This window comes from Micromonospora sp. CNZ295, assembly GCF_004217535.1.
In genome coordinates this window covers 1,643,244-1,658,176 of the sequence record NZ_SHKZ01000001.1, presented here as the reverse complement: position 1 = coordinate 1,658,176, position 14,933 = coordinate 1,643,244, and the positions used below count along the sequence as shown (strand labels likewise).

The window sequence follows — 14,933 nt, the reverse complement described above, 5'->3', positions numbered from 1 at the left end:
TCGACAAGGGCCCCTGCCACGAAGAGGCCCTTGCCGGCACGCCAACGGGCGGGCCCCCGGGTGGGGACCCGCCCGTTGGGGTCAGTTGGTGGAGTAGCCGCGGGTGGCGATCCAGTCGGCGAGAGCGTCGGTGGTGATCCAGTACTCGGCGGTGTTCGGGTTCGCCGAGTCGGCGATCTTGACCTCGTGGCCGCTGTCGCGGTAGCCGGTCACGGAGATGTAGTGTCCGCCCTCGAAGGAGTGCAGGCCGCCGTCGACGTCGGTGGCGGTGCCGGCGATGTTGGCCACCACGGCCCGGCCGTCGTCGATGGTGCGCACGATGTCGGCGCGCAGCTTGTCGGTCTGCTTGTCGTCGGCGCGCGGCGAGCTGATCTCGACGCTGCGGTAGACGTCCTTACCGGTCTCCTTGTTCAGCACCGGGGTGATGTCGTTGATCGAGTTGGTGCCGGCCTCGGTGGTGCCCATCCGCTCGGCCATCGAGTCGACGTCGATGTCCTTGCCCTGCACGGACAGGGCGTTACGGGCCGCGGCCGGGCCGCAGTAGTAGAAGTTCGGCTGTGCCTGGTAGTCCACCCGCAGTTCCCGCTCGCCCTTGCGGTCGGCCTGCACGGCCGCCGGCTTGTCGGTGGTGGGGGCGGCGTTGAAGGCGGAGGCCGCGGTGATCGGTGCGGCGATCGCACCACCGGCGAACACGGCACCAGCGGTGGTCAGCACGGTCTTACGCAGCAGATCGGTACGCATGATCGAAGCCCTTTCACTCGGGGGTGCGCGAGAGTCGGCACAAGGGGGGCGCGCCGACGCGCCAGGAAAGGTGTTTCGCGAAGGACCAGCCCGGCGGGGGTGCTCGGGGGTCCGGGGAGGTAACCGTCGCGGGCCCCGACACATTCCGGGGACCGGCGACCCGACCGGGAGCGGGCCGCGCCTGCGGTCACGACCATGTACAACGACCGGGCCCACCCACCCATTCCACGACCCGGGTGGCCCCGCCCACACGACACCCACGGCAAACCGGACAGCGCGCCGGGATCCGCGCGATGGGGTCCGTACCACCCGGTGATCTGGATTACGGCGCGCCGGCCAAAACAGCCCCAAACGGGGCAGATACTGCGCTTTCCCGGTCCCAGTCGGCGGACCTCTCGAGTTGGTGACGAGGTGATCCGACGTAGGCTCTCAGGTGAGAAACGACAGCGGGCCGGACAACCAGCAGGGTGGGTCGCGGCGGTGCGCCGAGGAGGTCACGTGACCGGGCAGGGCGGGGTCAGGAGCAGGTGCGGCGGCCCGGGCGACGGGGCCGACCGAAGCGAGGTGCGGCCGTGACCAAGCAGATCCGTCAACTGGACCGGGTGGTCATCCGCTTCGCCGGCGACTCCGGCGACGGCATGCAGCTCACCGGCGACCGGTTCACCTCCGAGACCGCCCAGCTCGGCAACGACATCTCCACGTTGCCCAACTTCCCGGCGGAGATCCGGGCACCCGCCGGCACCCTGCCGGGCGTGTCGAGCTTCCAGGTGCACTTCGCCGACTACGACATCCTCACCCCCGGCGACGCGCCGAACGTGCTGGTCGCGATGAACCCGGCGGCGCTCAAGGCCAACCTCGTCGACCTGCCGCGGGGCGCCGACATCATCGTCAACACCGACGAGTTCACCAAGCGCAACCTGGCCAAGGTCGGCTACCAGAGCAACCCGCTCGAGGACGACTCGCTCGCCGGCTACGTGGTGCACCCGGTCGCACTGACCTCGATGACCGTGGGCGCGCTCGCCGAGCACGCGGTGTCCAAGAAGGACGCCGAACGGGCCAAGAACATGTTCGCGCTCGGCCTGCTGAGCTGGATGTACTCCCGCCCGTACGAGTCCACGCTCCGGTTCCTGGAGCGCAAGTTCGCCGCCCGCCCGGAGCTGGTGGCGGCCAACGTCGCCGCGTTCAAGGCCGGCTGGAACTTCGGCGAGACGACCGAGGACTTCGCCGTCCGGTACGAGGTCAAGCCGGCCAAGATGCAGCCCGGCACCTACCGGAACATCACCGGCAACGCGGCGCTCTCGCTCGGGCTGGTCGCCGCCGGCGTCCGCTCCGGGCTGCCGGTCTTCCTCGGGGCGTACCCGATCACGCCGGCGTCCGACATCCTGCACGAGCTCAGCAAGCACAAGCGGTTCGGCGTGCTGACCATGCAGGCGGAGGACGAGATCGCCGCGATCGGCGCGGCGCTGGGCGCTTCGTACGGCGGGGCGCTCGGCGTCACCACCACCAGCGGCCCGGGCGTCGCCCTGAAGGGCGAGACCATCTCGCTCGCGGTGGCCCTGGAGCTTCCGCTGGTCATCGTCGACGTGCAGCGGGCCGGGCCGTCGACCGGCATGCCGACCAAGACCGAACAGGCCGACCTGAACATGGCGCTCTACGGCCGGCACGGCGAGGCGCCGGTGGCCGTGATCGCGCCGAAGTCTCCGGCGGACTGCTTCTACGCGGCGCTGGAGGCGGCGCGGATCGCGCTGACCTACCGCACGCCGGTGATCCTCCTGTCCGACAACTACGTCGCCAACGGCTCCGAGCCGTGGCTGCTGCCCGACGTCGAGTCCCTGCCGGACCTGCGGGTCGAGTTCGCGACGAAGCCGAACGGCGAGGACGGCACGACGTTCCTGCCGTACCTGCGGGACCCGGAGACGCTGGCCCGGCCGTGGGCCATCCCCGGCACCCCGGGCCTGGAGCACCGCATCGGCGGCCTGGAGAAGGCCGACAAGACCGGCGACATCTCGTACGATCCGACCAACCACGATTTCATGGTGCGCACCCGCGCCGCCCGGATCGAGACGATCCCGGTGCCGGACGTCGAGGTGGAGGACCCGGACGGCGACGCCCGGGTGCTGGTGCTCGGCTGGGGTTCGACGTACGGCCCGATCGGCGCGGCCTGCCGCGGTCTGCGCCAGCGGGGTCTCTCCGTCGCCCAGGCGCACCTGCGGCATCTCGCCCCGATGCCGGCGAACCTCGGCGACGTACTGCGGTCCTACGAGCGGGTGGTCATCCCCGAGATGAACCTCGGTCAGCTCGCGCACGTGATCCGCGCCAAGTACCTGGTCGACGCGATCGGCTACACCCAGGTCCGCGGCCTGCCGTTCACGGCCAACGAGCTGGAGACGATGCTGGAAGAGGTCCTGAAGAATGTCTGAGCCCGTCGCCCTCAAGCTCACCGCGAAGGACTTCAAGTCCGACCAGGAGGTGCGCTGGTGCCCCGGCTGCGGTGACTACGCGATCCTCGCGGCCGTGCAGGGCTTCATGCCCGAGCTGAACATCCCCCGCGAGCGGATCGTCTTCATCTCCGGCATCGGTTGCTCGTCGCGCTTCCCGTACTACATGAACACGTACGGGATGCACTCGATCCACGGCCGTGCCCCGGCGATCGCCACCGGCCTGTCGGCCACCCGACCCGACCTGTCGGTCTGGGTGGTCACCGGTGACGGCGACGCGCTGTCGATCGGCGGCAACCACCTGATCCACGCCCTGCGGCGCAACGTCAACCTCAAGATCCTGCTGTTCAACAACCGGATCTACGGGCTGACCAAGGGGCAGTACTCACCCACCTCCGAGGTCGGCAAGATCACCAAGTCGACTCCGGTCGGCTCGGCCGACGCGCCGTTCAACCCGCTCTCGCTGGCGTTGGGCGCGGAGGCGACGTTCGTCGCCCGCACGATCGACTCGGACCGCAAGCACCTGCAGTCGGTGCTGCGGGCCGCCGCCGAGCACGAGGGCTCCGCGTTCGTCGAGATCTACCAGAACTGCAACATCTTCAACGACGGCGCCTTCGACCCGGTCAAGGAGCCGGCCACCCGGGACGACTACCTGATCCGGCTGGAGCACGGCCAGCCGATCACGTTCGGCAAGGACGGGCAGTTCTGCGTCGTCCACCCGCCCGGCGGCTTCGGCCTGGAGGTCCGCGAGACCGCGGCCACCCCGGCGGAGGAGATCGTCGTGCACGACGCCACGGTCACCGACCCGGCCTACGCGTTCGCGCTGTCCCGGCTGCCCGGCCTGGATCTGCGGAACACCCCGATCGGCGTCTTCCGCTCGGTGCCCCGCCCGTCGTACGACAGCGTGGTGCAGGGCCAGCTCGCCACCGCCCGGGAGAAGGTGACCGACACCCCGGAGCAGCAGCTCGCCGGCCTGCTGAACAGCGGCGACACCTGGACGATCCGCTGAGCCTCGCGCCGCCACCGGCGCACCCGGAAAGAGTGTCCATTCCGCGCGGAATGGACACTCTTTCCGGGTTCGAGGCCGCCTGCGTGACCGGGCGGGGGTCAGGCGGCGGCCGGGATCGGGGTCCAGAGTTCGTCGATCTCGCGCTCGGCGGTGGCGAGGCTCGCCTCGTGCAGCGGAATCAGCTCGGCCATGGCCGGGACCGCGGGTGCCAGGGTGAGTTCGGCGGTGATGAACCGGGGCTCGAGGCCGGTCAGGGAGAGGCCGTGCGGCAGCCAGGGCTCGGCGTGGTCCCAGCCCTCCCGGGGAGTGCCGGCACCGTAGCCGCCACCCCGGCTGGCCAGCACGATGAAGTCGCGCCCGCCCAGGAGCCCGGCGTTGGTGGCCGGGTCGTACGCGAGGCCCGGCGCGATCAGGTGGTCGACCCACGCCTTCACGCTGCTGGGCGCCCCGTAGTTGTAGAGCGGAAGCCCGAGCAGGATCGTGTCGGCGCGCTTCACCTCGTCCACCAACTTCTCGGAGAGCGCCCACGAGGCGCGCTGGGCCGGGGTGTGCTGCTCGGCCGGCACCATCCGGGCCAGTCCGGCCGCCTCGTCCAGGTGTGGCAGCGGCTCCCGGCCCAGGTCCCGACGGGTGACCGTGCCACCCGGGTGCGCCGCGCACCAGGCGGCGACGGCCCGGGCGGTGAGCCGCCGGCTCACGGAGTTCTCGCCCCGGATGCTCGAGTCGATGTGCAACAGGTGTGCCATTAGCTAACCCTCCACGGATCGTTTGTGTAGCGCCAACCATTTATAGCAGGGCGATGTTTCACCGCGCGGGTAAACTCGGTCACATGCCAGCCGCGCCGGTCGACCAGTCCGAGCACCGGTCCGGCGCGCTCCTCGAGTACCTGGCCCGGCGGATGCGGCTGCGGTCGGAGTCGGTGCTGGCGCCGCTCGGCCTGCGCCCCCGGCACCTGGTCGCGCTCACCGTCCTTCGCGACAGCGGCGGCAGCAGTCAGCAGGCGCTCGCCGGCACCCTGGAGATGGACGGGACGAACGTCGTCGGGCTGCTCAACGAGCTGGAGGCGGCCGGTCTGGTCGAGCGGCGCCGATCCCCGCAGGATCGGCGCCGCCACGTGGTGGAGCTGACGACGACCGGTGCAAAGCGCCTCAACGAGGCGGAATGCGCGCTGGCCTCAGCCGAGGACGAGGTGCTCGGCGCGCTCGCGCCGGGCGAGCGGGCAACCCTCTACGACCTGCTGCGGCGAGCCGCCGGGTCGGCCGGCACGTGCGCCGATGCCCTGGTGGACGAGGACTGCTCCGACGCCGGCTGAATCAGGGCACCGGAGTGGCCGTGGGGCGGTCGTCGCGGACGTGGACGAGCATGTCGCCGGTCTCGATCACGGCGCCGGCCCGGTCGGCGAGGGTGACCACCTTGCCGCGACGTACCAACGCGATGACCAGCGTGTCCAGCTCGCGCGGTGAGCGGCCGACCTCGTGCCGCTCCGCCGACCGCATCGCCAACGCCATGCCCTGGCCGGGGGTGAGCAGATCCTCCACGACGTCGATCAGCGGCGGCGCGGAGGTGGACAGGCCCAGCAGCCGGCCGGCGGTCGCGGACGAGACGATCACGTGGTGAGCGCCGCTCTGCTTGAGCAGCGGAGCGTTCTCCGCCTCCCGGGCGGCGGCGATGATGCGTACCTGCCCGGCGGTGAGTTGCCGGACGGTCAGCGCCACCAGCACCGAGGCGTCGTCGCTGTCGGTGGCGATGATCACCGCCTTGGCGGTGCGGACGTGCGCCTCGTTCAGCGTGGCGGAGCGCGTCGCCGATCCCTCGATGGCGACCAGCCCGGCCGACGTGGCCTGCCGCAGGGCGGCGCCGCTGCGCTCGACCACGATGATCCGGGACTTGTCGAAGCCGTTCTCCAGCAGGGCGGAGACCGCGCTGCGGCCCTTGGTGCCGTAGCCGCAGATGATGACGTGGTCCTTCACGGTCCTCCTCCATCGCGACAGGCGACGGCCGGTGCGGTACTGCTCGGTGAGCACTTCCAGCGTGGTGCCGACCAGGATGATCAGGAAGAGCACCCGGGCGGGCGTGATGTAGACGACGTTGATCAGCCGGGCCGACTCGGACACCGGGGTGATGTCGCCGTATCCGGTGGTCGAGAGGGTGACGACCGCGTAGTAGAAGCTGTCGAGGAGGGTGATGCCGTCCTCGTTGACGTCGCGGTAACCGCCCCGGTCGAGGTAGACCACGGCAACGGTGGCGAGCACGAGCCCCACCGCGGCGGCCAGTCGCAGGCTCAGCGCGCTCAGCGGGCCACGGCGCTGGGCCGGGAAGTGGATCACTGTCGGGCCTGCCAGGGCCCCGCTGTCGCCTGCACGACCACAACATAGCGGTTACCTGCCGATCCGCACGGCCGGGCGGGGGACGCCGCCACCACCGGCAGCCGGGCATGATGGGGAGGTCCCCGGACGACGACGGCGAGAGCGAGGCGGAGCATGTCGTTGCTGCGACGAGTGATCGGCGGGGTGCTGCGCCGGCTGCGCCTGCGCCAGGGCCGCACGCTGCGGGAGGTGGCCGCTGCCGCCGGGGTCTCCATGCCCTACCTGTCGGAGATCGAGCGCGGGCGCAAGGAGGCCTCGTCGGAGGTCCTCGCCGCGGTCTGCCGGGCGCTCGGCATCCGCCTCTCCGACCTGCTGGAGGAGGCCCGCGACGACCTGCGCCGGCAGGAGCGGCACGAGCCGGTGGGGTTCGCGACCGGGCGGGCCGACCGGGCGCCGGGCACCCGCGCCGAGGCCGGCGGCCCGCGCGTGCGCCTCGGGTTCCATGCCGGCGGCCCCACCGCGTCCATCGCCGGCCCGCTGAGCGGCCCCGGGGCGGCGTCGGGGCGGCTGCTCCACGTCGGCCCGATGGCCACGCCCATCGGTCCCGACCTGACCGGCACCCCCGGCTGGGCGGGCGGCTCCGGCCTGCGGGTTCACCTGTTCGCCTCCGCGCCGGGCGGCCACCCCGCCGCGCGTACCTCAAGGGTGCTGGCCCGGCGCCGGGCCCGGAAGGGCCGGCGGCGGCTGGCCGCGCGCTGACCCGCGCCGTTCTGCCCTGAGCCGATCTGCCGCCGGCAGATCCGCTGGGCTCCCGCCCGCCGGCCCGCGCAGGCTGGACTGGCCGGTTCCCGGGCGGTGCGATCGCCCGCCGGCGTGCGGGAGGTCGGCGTGATGATCAAGATGTTGGACGACGGGCAGCGGAGCTTCGGCGACCAGGTGTTCGAGCGGCTGCTGAAGGAACGGATCGTCTTCCTCGGCACTGAGGTGACCGACGAGTCGGCCAACCGGATCTGTGCCCAGATCCTGCTGCTGGCCGCGGAGGACCCGGAGCGGGACATCACCCTCTACATCAACTCCCCCGGCGGCTCGGTGAGCGCGGGGATGGCGGTGTACGACACGATGCGCTTCGTCCGCAACGACGTGGCCACGCTGGCGCTGGGGCTGGCCGGCTCGATGGGGCAGTTCCTGCTCTGCGCGGGGACGGCCGGCAAGCGGTACGCGCTGCCGCACTCGCGGATCCTCATGCACCAGCCCGCCGGCGGGATGGGCGGCACGGCCGCCGACATCCGGATCCAGGCGGAGAACATGCTGCACGTGAAGCACACCATGCAGGAGCTGATCGCCCGGCACAGCGGCCGGACGCTGGCGGAGATCCAGCGCGACTGGGACCGGGACCGCTGGTTCACCGCCGAGCAGGCCCGCGAGTACGGGCTCATCGACCACGTGATCGCGCGGGCGGCCCAGCTCAACGAGGCGTGAGGGCACGCCGTACGTACGCGCGGGTCCCCGTCCCGCCCGGGCGGGACGGTGGACGCGTACCGACGCCGGACGCGCCCCCTCGATCGCGTCCGACCCCCGGCACGTGCGACGGAGCCGACCGGCCGGCAGAACCGTCGTGCATCCGAGCCTATTCGCGCCCTCCGGGAATCCGCTCGGCGAGATTTCGCAGCGTCTTCGGACCGAATTTCGTTACGCCGAGGGGGCAAGGAGGATTCCCTGCCAGCCTCGACCGTCCTAACGCGACACCAGGACCACCTTGCCGAGCGCCCGCCGGCCCTCCAGGTCCGCGTGCGCCCGGGCCGCCTCGGCCAGCGGGTACGTGGTGACCAGCGGCCGCCACCAGCCCCGACCGGTCAGCTCCAGGGAGCGGCCGGCGAGCGCGGGGATACCGCCGGGCAGCGCTCGCATCCGCTGCCCCAGCCAGCCGGCGGTCAAGCCGCTCCCGATCAGGTCGGCCGTGTCGATCCGGGTCGCCTCGCCGGCGGACCAGCCGAACATCATGAACCGGCCGCCCGGCCGGAGCAGTTCCAGGGCCGTCCGGCCGACCGCGCCGCCGACGCCGTCGTACACCAGGCTGACACCGCCGAACCGATCGCGTACCCGGTCCGCCCAGCTCGGGCGCCCGTAGTCGACGACCAGGTCGGCGCCGGCACCGGCCAGCGCGCCCGTGCGCTCGGCGCCCCGCGCCGCCGCGACCACGGCGGCCCCGGCGTGCCGCGCCGCCTGGACCAGCAGCCAGCCGACACCGCCGGCCGCGGACGGCACCAGGACCACGTCGTCGGCGACCGGCCGTTCCAGCTCGACGATGCCGAGGGCGGTCCGGCCCGTGCCGATCGCGGCCACCGCCTCGGCGAAGGTCAGTCCGCCGGGTACGGGGTACAGGTTCGCCACGGCCGTCACCGCCTGTTCGGCGTACCCGCCGGGGACCATCCCCAGGTGGGCGACGACCCGCCGGCCGAGCCACTCCCCGGCCACGCCGGGCCCGAGCGCGTCGACGGTGCCGGCGACCTCGCGGCCGGGGATGGTCGGCAGCTCCGGCAGCGGGAGCGGGCCGCCGGCCTCGCCGCGCCGCAGCGTCGTGTCGAGCAGGTGTACGCCACTCGCCTCGACGGCGATGCGCACCTCCCCGGGGCCGGGTGTGAGGTCGGGCAGTTCGTCGAGGACGAGGTTGTCGGCGGGACCGAATTCGTGAAGCCGGATCGCGTGCATGTCTCGATCCGACCAGGTGAAGTGCGGTTGAGGTCAAGGATCCGGCCGGTGGCGCCGCTCACCCCGGCCTGTCCTCGGCGGAACTCGCTTGCGGGTCGCGGTGCGCTGCGGCTGGGGGCGGCAAAACTCCTGGCCGTCCGACGGGCACAGCACCGATGATGGCGTCATGGCCACGGCCCGACGAGCTGACCCCGGCACCACCGAGGCCGTCGACGGCCACCTGGGTGGCAACGCCGCCTCGGTCCGGGCGATGGCCCGCGCCCTGGCGAAGGTCGATTCCGCGGTGGCCGTGGTGCTCGTCGAAGGCATCAGCGACCAGATCGCCCTGGAAGCGGCCGCGGTGGCCGGCGGCCGGGACCTGGCGGCGGAGCGGGTCGTGATCGTGCCGATCGGCGGGGCCCACGCGATCGGCCGGTTCCTGACGAGGCTGGCTCCCCTGGGCACGCGGCTCGCCGGTCTGTGCGACCTGCGTGAGGAGGAGATCTTCCGGCGCGGCCTGACCGCGGCCCGGCTCGGCTCACCCCGGACGCGCTCCGACATGGAGCACCTCGGGTTCCACGTCTGCGTCAGGGACCTGGAGGAGGAGCTGATCCGTGCCGTGGGCACCGCGCGGGTCGAGGCTCTCTTCGAGGCGCAGGGCGACCTCCGGTCATTCCACTCGTTCCAGAGCCAGCCCGCCTGGCGGGGCCGGGAACCCGATGCGCAGCTGTGGCGGTTCCTGCGCAGCAGCTCGCGCCGCAACCTGCGGTACGCCCGCCTGCTCGTCGAGGCGGCGGTCGACCGGGACGCCTTGCCGCGGCCGCTCGACGCGCTGCTCACCGCCGTCTGACCGGCGGAACGTCGGGCGCACGACCAGCGACCTCCCGCTTGGTGGACGCGGTACATCGGGTCGAGGAGCCGGAACCGGTTGTCTCGCCAGAAGCCCACGAGGTACGGGCCGGATGAGTAGCGTGGTCACGGTGTTCGAGGGTTTCGCGACGTTCGACATCGCGACGTCGCAGACGACGATCCATGGCGTCCGGGCCGGGTCAGGGCCGCCGGTCCTGCTGCTGCACGGCATCCCGGAAACCCACCTGATGTGGCATCGGATCGCGCCAGCTCTGGCCGAGCGGTTCACCGTCGTCGCGACCGACCTTCGCGGGTACGGCGCGAGTGGAAAGCCGCCGAGCACGCCCGATCACGAGCCCTATCGGATGCGTGCCATCGCCGGCGATCAGATCGAGGTGATGGCTGAGTTGGGCTTCGACCGGTTCGCGGTCGTCGGCCACGACCGGGGAGCCCGCTGCGCCTACCGGCTGGCGCTGGACGATCCGGCCGTGGTCAGCCATCTGGCCGTGCTCGACGTGGTACCGACCGGCGAGACGTACGCCCGCGCAGACGCGGACTTCAGTCTCGGCTACTGGGTCTGGTCATTTCTCGCCGCCCCGGAACCGGTGCCCGAGAAGATGATCGCGGCAGCACCGGATGTTCTGGTCAACCACATGCTCGACGCCTGGTCCGTCGTTCCCGACGCCTTCCCGGACCGGGTCCGGGCGGCCTACCTGGCGGCATTCACCGATCCCCGGACGGTTCACGCTGTCTGTGAGCAGTACCGGGCGGCGGCCACCCTGGACGTGGCCGACGACCACGCCGATCAGGGCCGCCGTCGCATCGAGTGTCCAACCCTGGTCCTGTGGAGTGCCAGCGGCCCGGTTGGGCAGTGGTACGACCCGATCGAGGTCTGGCGGGCCTGGGCCACCGACGTACGGGGCGGCCCCGTCCGGGCCGGCCACTTCCTGCCCGAAGAGGCGCCTGAGGAGACGCTGCGCCACCTGCTGGGGTTGCTGGACCTGGGCGGACGCTGAGGAGCCTCTCGACACCTCTCACCACTCCCCAACCGTCCACCGGCCGCTCGCGGACCAGATGCGGACTCGCGGCCCTGAGCGATCGTGATCGAATACGCGGCCATGGGGCGGGACAGGTGCCGGGGGAGTCGCTGGTCCAGCTCGGCGACGGCCTGGAGCTAGAAGAAGATGGCGGGGCGATCGGGCACGCAGCGGGCACGACAGCCCCGGAAGGCGGATCAGTGATCGGTGATCAAGGCTCTGACCTGGTGCCCCCGGCAGGATTCGAACCTGCGACACACGGTTTAGGAAACCGATGCTCTATCCCCTGAGCTACGAGGGCGCGAGCGCTCAGTCTACCGACCTGGGCGGTCTACTCAGGTGGCAGGTAGTGGCCGACGTTCACCCACGTTCCCCGGACCCCCGTTCGCCCAGCCCAGGACCACACCCCCACCCACACCCCGACCGGCCCTGGTGGCTGGCCTACCTCGACACCGGCGCCCACGCGCGACTTACCCTCGACCGAGGACTTCGACGCCGTCGTCCCGGCGGCCCTGGCCGAGGCGGGCCTTCCCGCCGACTTGGCCGATGCCGCCCGCCGGAGCGACGTCGACCCGCAGCTGCGGGCCAGCACCGCCCGCGCAGCAACTCGTGGGCGAGGACCTCGGCACCCCGACGGTGCTGGTCGACGACGTGGCCTTCATCGGCCCTGTGCTGACCTCGATCCCCCGCGGGGAAGAGGCCCTGCGCGTCTTCGACGGAGCCCGCCTGCTCGCCGCCTGCGGAGCCTTCTCCGAACTCAAACGCGCCCGGGCCGATGGCCTGAGCTTCGCGTAGTCCGGTCGTGGCCACCCGGAGTGGTCCCCGCCGCCGGCCACCGGCCAGGAGGTGATCCGTCGTTGGGGCTTCCTCGGTCGGGCCGCCGGCCGGGCTGTCCACCCCCGCGGTACGTGAACAGGGACCTTCGGCCTTGCATCCGAACCGACCCGGGTCGAGGCTTGAGACGGGCCGCACCGTAGCGGACCACGACCGGAAGGGTTGTCGATCATGCAGTGGAGTGTCCGTGATGTCATGACCACCGATGTCGTCGTCGTGTCCGAGGACGCGCCGTACAAGGACGTCGCCGAGACACTGGTGCGCCACCGGGTGAGTGCCGTGCCGGTCGTCACCGCCGCCAACAAGGTCGTCGGCGTCGTCTCCGAGGCCGACCTGCTGCACAAACTGGACAGCGCCGGCCCCGAGCCGCACCTCCGCTTCCTCCAGCGTAAGCAGCGACGTGCCGCCAGGGCGAAGGCCTCCGCCGATGCCGCGCGCGACCTGATGAGCAGCCCGGCCATCACCGTCGCCGCGACCGTGTCGGTCGCCGGGGCGGCGAAGCTGATGGACGACGAGAAGGTCAAGCGCCTCCCGGTGGTCGACGAGGCCGGCTGCCTGGTGGGCATCGTTTCCCGCAGCGACCTGGTACGCGTCTTCCTGCGTGCCGACAACGAGATCCGCGACGAGATCATCGACCAGGTCCTGGTCCGCACGCTGTGGATCGATCCGGAAACGATCTCGGTGTCGGTGGCACATGGGGTGGTCACGCTCGCCGGCACGACCGGCCGGCGCAGCACCAAGGATCTCATCGTTCGGCTTGTCGTCGGCGTCGCCGGCGTCGTCGACGTGGTGGACGAGCTCGCGTACAAGTACGACGACAGCGAGGACCTGCGTCGCGGCGGATTCCTCATGCGGCCCGGCGCCGAAGACGTCACTCCCTAGGCTCGCCTCCTCCCGGCGCCGTCCGGTCACCTGTTGCTGTTGAGGCGCACGATGGCGCCGTTGAGCGCGGTGGCGAAGAGCGTCCACCCGGCGTACGGGGCCAGCGCGGCGCCGGTGAGGCGATCGGTACGCGCCGCGCGGCGCAGCAGCAGCAGGTTGGAGGCGTTCAGCGCGGCGATCTCGGCCAGCGCGGCGGCCGGCCTGCGGGCGCGGAAGAACAGGGCGCTCCAGCCGGCGTTGAGGGCCAGGTTGAGCGCGTAGTCGCGGGCGAACGCGGCGCGTTCGGTGCCGCCCGCGCGATCCAGGATGCGGGCGCCGGCCACCGCGATCAGTGCGTACAGCGGGGTCCACACCAGTGGAAACGCCGTCGACGGCGGCTGCCAGGCCGGCTTGCGCAGCCGGCGGTACCAGCGCGAGGAGCTGCCGGAGGCGGTGGCCGCGCTGCCGGCGGCGGCGGTCGCGGCGACGGCCGCCGCGGTCTTGACCAAGGGTCGGTAGTGGCATGCCACCCAACTACCCCGCCAGCGACGGATCAGGCCGGACCGGCCGCCGTATGACGAATACGGGATGTCCAGATGCATTGCTGTTCATCGATGTCTACCCATAGGCTCCCTGCCACTGCGGATGCGGCGCGGCCAGGAGGCACGCCGTCGATGTCTTGGAGGGACCCATGGTGCGTTGGCGTAGATTCCTCGGCCGGTTGGCGGCCGTCCTGGTAGCGGTCACCGCGGGATCCGTCACGATGGTGGCGCCCGCCGGTGCGGCGCCGACCGGTGACGTGACGCCGTTCGTCGTCGGCGGCACCCGGGCGGCGCAGGGCGAGTTCCCGTTCATGGTCCGGCTCTCCATGGGCTGCGGCGGATCGCTCTACAGCCCCCGGCTGGTCCTGACCGCCGCACACTGCGTCGGCCGTACCGGCTCCAACACCAGCATCACCGCCACCCTGGGCGTGGTGGACCTGCAGTCCTCCAGCCGGATCCAGGTCCGCTCCAACTACGTCTACCGGGCCCCCGGCTACAACGGCAACGGCGACGACTGGGCGCTGATCCGGCTCGCCACCCCGGTCACCTCACTCGCCACGCTCAAGATCACTACCAGCACGGCGTACGACAACGGGACCTTCACCGTTGCCGGCTGGGGCGCCGCGCGGGAGGGCGGGCCGCAGCAGCGCTACCTGCTCAAGGCCAACGTCCCGTTCGTCAACGACACCACCTGCAACCAGTACTACCGCGGCCAGATCATCCCCAGCGAGGAGATCTGCGCCGGCTACGCGAGCGGCGGGGTCGACACCTGCCAGGGCGACTCCGGTGGCCCGATGTTCCGCCGGGACGCCACCAACGCCTGGATCCAGGTGGGCATCGTCAGCTGGGGCAACGGCTGCGCCCGGCCCAACTACCCCGGCGTCTACACCCAGGTCAGCACGTTCGCCTCGGCGATCCAGTCGGCGGCCGCCAGTCTCGGCGGCTGACCCGTACCCGGCGGGTGGCCCGGTCGCGTCGGGCGCGACCGGGCCACCCGCCGTCGGCCGCGGGCACGTCGGACGCCAGGCGAGCCCGAACTGCTGCGGGAAGATCCGGGGCGCAGCGGCCGACGCTCGTGGATGGGACGCCGCCGGCGGGACGGTGTCGGCGGCACCGCGCGGTCAGGCCGGGTCGCCGGTCGGCGACCCGTGGGGGGTACGCAGCCAGACCGCGGTGTCCGGCGGCGACAGGTCGTCGTCGAGCGGCCCGCTGGCGAGCAGCCGCTCGCTGTGCGGCGGGAGCGGCACCGCCGCCGTGGACAGGTTGACCAGGCAGGTGAAGCCGGGGTCGCGGCGGAACGCGAGCACCCCGTCCGGCGCGGGCAGCCAGGCCATCGTTCCGTCCCCGAGCGCCGGCTCGGCCCGGCGGACGGCGATCGCCGCCCGGTACAGCTCCAGCATCGATCGCCCGTCGCCGGCCTGGGCGGCGGCCGTCCGGTCCTTCCAGTCGGCCGGTTGAGGCAGCCACGGCACCCCGGTCGCGCTGTCCGGGCTGAAGCCGAACGGTGGTGCCTCGCCGGACCAGGGCATCAGGACCCGGCACCCGTCCCGACCCGGGTCGATCCGGCCGGAGCGCCGAACCTCACTCCGCCGCCCATAGTCGGAACGGGACCGAGCCCGTCACCCCCG

At 72.0% G+C, this 14,933-nt stretch carries 16 protein-coding genes and 1 tRNA gene; 10 read left to right on the top strand and 7 right to left on the bottom strand.

Features of this window, described 5'->3' with window-relative positions:
• Positions 1 to 81: 81 nt before the first annotated feature.
• Positions 82 to 741: a C39 family peptidase gene (locus EV376_RS07935; protein ID WP_130321480.1), complete on the bottom strand. Its 660-nt coding sequence runs from the start codon at positions 739 to 741 to the stop codon at positions 82 to 84.
• Positions 742 to 1,313: 572 nt separating this feature from the next.
• On the opposite strand from EV376_RS07935, the gene EV376_RS07930 reads away from it, so the two are divergent.
• Complete coding sequence (locus EV376_RS07930; RefSeq protein WP_130321479.1) at positions 1,314 to 3,161, top strand: 2-oxoacid:acceptor oxidoreductase subunit alpha; 1,848 nt, start codon at positions 1,314 to 1,316, stop codon at positions 3,159 to 3,161.
• Entirely contained in the window at positions 3,154 to 4,188 is a 1,035-nt protein-coding gene (locus tag EV376_RS07925) for a 2-oxoacid:ferredoxin oxidoreductase subunit beta (RefSeq protein ID WP_130321478.1), read from the top strand. The genes EV376_RS07930 and EV376_RS07925 overlap by 8 nt, the downstream gene beginning before the upstream one ends.
• Before the next feature lie 98 nt (positions 4,189 to 4,286).
• Here the strand turns inward: EV376_RS07925 and EV376_RS07920 are convergent, their stop codons facing one another.
• Positions 4,287 to 4,934: an NAD(P)H-dependent oxidoreductase gene (locus EV376_RS07920; RefSeq protein ID WP_130321477.1), complete on the bottom strand. Its 648-nt coding sequence runs from the start codon at positions 4,932 to 4,934 to the stop codon at positions 4,287 to 4,289.
• Between the two features lie 83 nt (positions 4,935 to 5,017).
• Here EV376_RS07920 and EV376_RS07915 point away from each other — a divergent pair, with 83 nt between their 5' ends.
• Complete coding sequence (locus tag EV376_RS07915) at positions 5,018 to 5,500, top strand: MarR family winged helix-turn-helix transcriptional regulator (RefSeq protein WP_130321476.1); 483 nt, start codon at positions 5,018 to 5,020, stop codon at positions 5,498 to 5,500.
• A gap of 1 nt (position 5,501) precedes the next feature.
• On the opposite strand, the gene EV376_RS07910 is transcribed toward EV376_RS07915, so the two are convergent.
• Complete coding sequence (locus tag EV376_RS07910) at positions 5,502 to 6,515, bottom strand: potassium channel family protein (RefSeq protein WP_130321475.1); 1,014 nt, start codon at positions 6,513 to 6,515, stop codon at positions 5,502 to 5,504.
• 153 nt (positions 6,516 to 6,668) lie between these two features.
• On the opposite strand from EV376_RS07910, the gene EV376_RS07905 reads away from it, so the two are divergent.
• A complete protein-coding gene (locus EV376_RS07905; RefSeq protein ID WP_130321474.1) occupies positions 6,669 to 7,253 on the top strand; it encodes a helix-turn-helix domain-containing protein in 585 nt (194 codons plus the stop codon).
• Between the two features lie 132 nt (positions 7,254 to 7,385).
• Positions 7,386 to 7,973, top strand: a complete 588-nt coding sequence (locus tag EV376_RS07900) for an ATP-dependent Clp protease proteolytic subunit (RefSeq protein ID WP_130321473.1) — start codon at positions 7,386 to 7,388, stop codon at positions 7,971 to 7,973.
• Positions 7,974 to 8,228: 255 nt separating this feature from the next.
• On the opposite strand, the gene EV376_RS07895 is transcribed toward EV376_RS07900, so the two are convergent.
• Positions 8,229 to 9,203, bottom strand: coding sequence for a zinc-binding dehydrogenase (locus EV376_RS07895; protein WP_130321472.1), 975 nt, complete (start codon positions 9,201 to 9,203; stop codon positions 8,229 to 8,231).
• A gap of 166 nt (positions 9,204 to 9,369) precedes the next feature.
• On the opposite strand from EV376_RS07895, the gene EV376_RS07890 reads away from it, so the two are divergent.
• Together EV376_RS07890 and EV376_RS07885 are read left to right on the top strand one after the other, a co-directional pair.
• Entirely contained in the window at positions 9,370 to 10,032 is a 663-nt protein-coding gene (locus EV376_RS07890; protein ID WP_486482553.1) for a toprim domain-containing protein, read from the top strand.
• A 112-nt stretch (positions 10,033 to 10,144) separates the two neighbouring features.
• Positions 10,145 to 11,047 carry an alpha/beta hydrolase gene (locus EV376_RS07885; RefSeq protein ID WP_130321471.1) on the top strand — a complete coding sequence of 301 codons (903 nt, stop codon included), beginning with the start codon at positions 10,145 to 10,147 and terminating at the stop codon, positions 11,045 to 11,047.
• Between the two features lie 246 nt (positions 11,048 to 11,293).
• On the opposite strand, the gene EV376_RS07880 is transcribed toward EV376_RS07885, so the two are convergent.
• Positions 11,294 to 11,369 (bottom strand) — tRNA-Arg (locus EV376_RS07880).
• 308 nt (positions 11,370 to 11,677) lie between these two features.
• Between EV376_RS07880 and EV376_RS07875 the strand changes: the two genes are divergently transcribed.
• Together EV376_RS07875 and EV376_RS07870 are read left to right on the top strand one after the other, a co-directional pair.
• Positions 11,678 to 11,863, top strand: a complete 186-nt coding sequence (locus EV376_RS07875; protein ID WP_207228076.1) for a mycothiol-dependent nitroreductase Rv2466c family protein — start codon at positions 11,678 to 11,680, stop codon at positions 11,861 to 11,863.
• A 234-nt stretch (positions 11,864 to 12,097) separates the two neighbouring features.
• The gene (locus EV376_RS07870; RefSeq protein WP_486482552.1) at positions 12,098 to 12,784 is read left to right on the top strand and encodes a CBS domain-containing protein; all 687 of its coding nucleotides are present in this window, start codon (positions 12,098 to 12,100) and stop codon (positions 12,782 to 12,784) included.
• 26 nt (positions 12,785 to 12,810) lie between these two features.
• Here the strand turns inward: EV376_RS07870 and EV376_RS07865 are convergent, their stop codons facing one another.
• On the bottom strand, positions 12,811 to 13,272 hold the full coding sequence (locus EV376_RS07865; RefSeq protein ID WP_486482551.1) for a TspO/MBR family protein: 462 nt from the start codon (positions 13,270 to 13,272) through the stop codon (positions 12,811 to 12,813).
• 182 nt (positions 13,273 to 13,454) lie between these two features.
• On the opposite strand from EV376_RS07865, the gene EV376_RS07860 reads away from it, so the two are divergent.
• Positions 13,455 to 14,252, top strand: coding sequence for a serine protease (locus EV376_RS07860; protein ID WP_130321468.1), 798 nt, complete (start codon positions 13,455 to 13,457; stop codon positions 14,250 to 14,252).
• Positions 14,253 to 14,426: 174 nt separating this feature from the next.
• On the opposite strand, the gene EV376_RS07855 is transcribed toward EV376_RS07860, so the two are convergent.
• On the bottom strand, positions 14,427 to 14,834 hold the full coding sequence (locus tag EV376_RS07855; protein WP_130321467.1) for an alpha-amylase family glycosyl hydrolase: 408 nt from the start codon (positions 14,832 to 14,834) through the stop codon (positions 14,427 to 14,429).
• Positions 14,835 to 14,933: the final 99 nt, after the last annotated feature.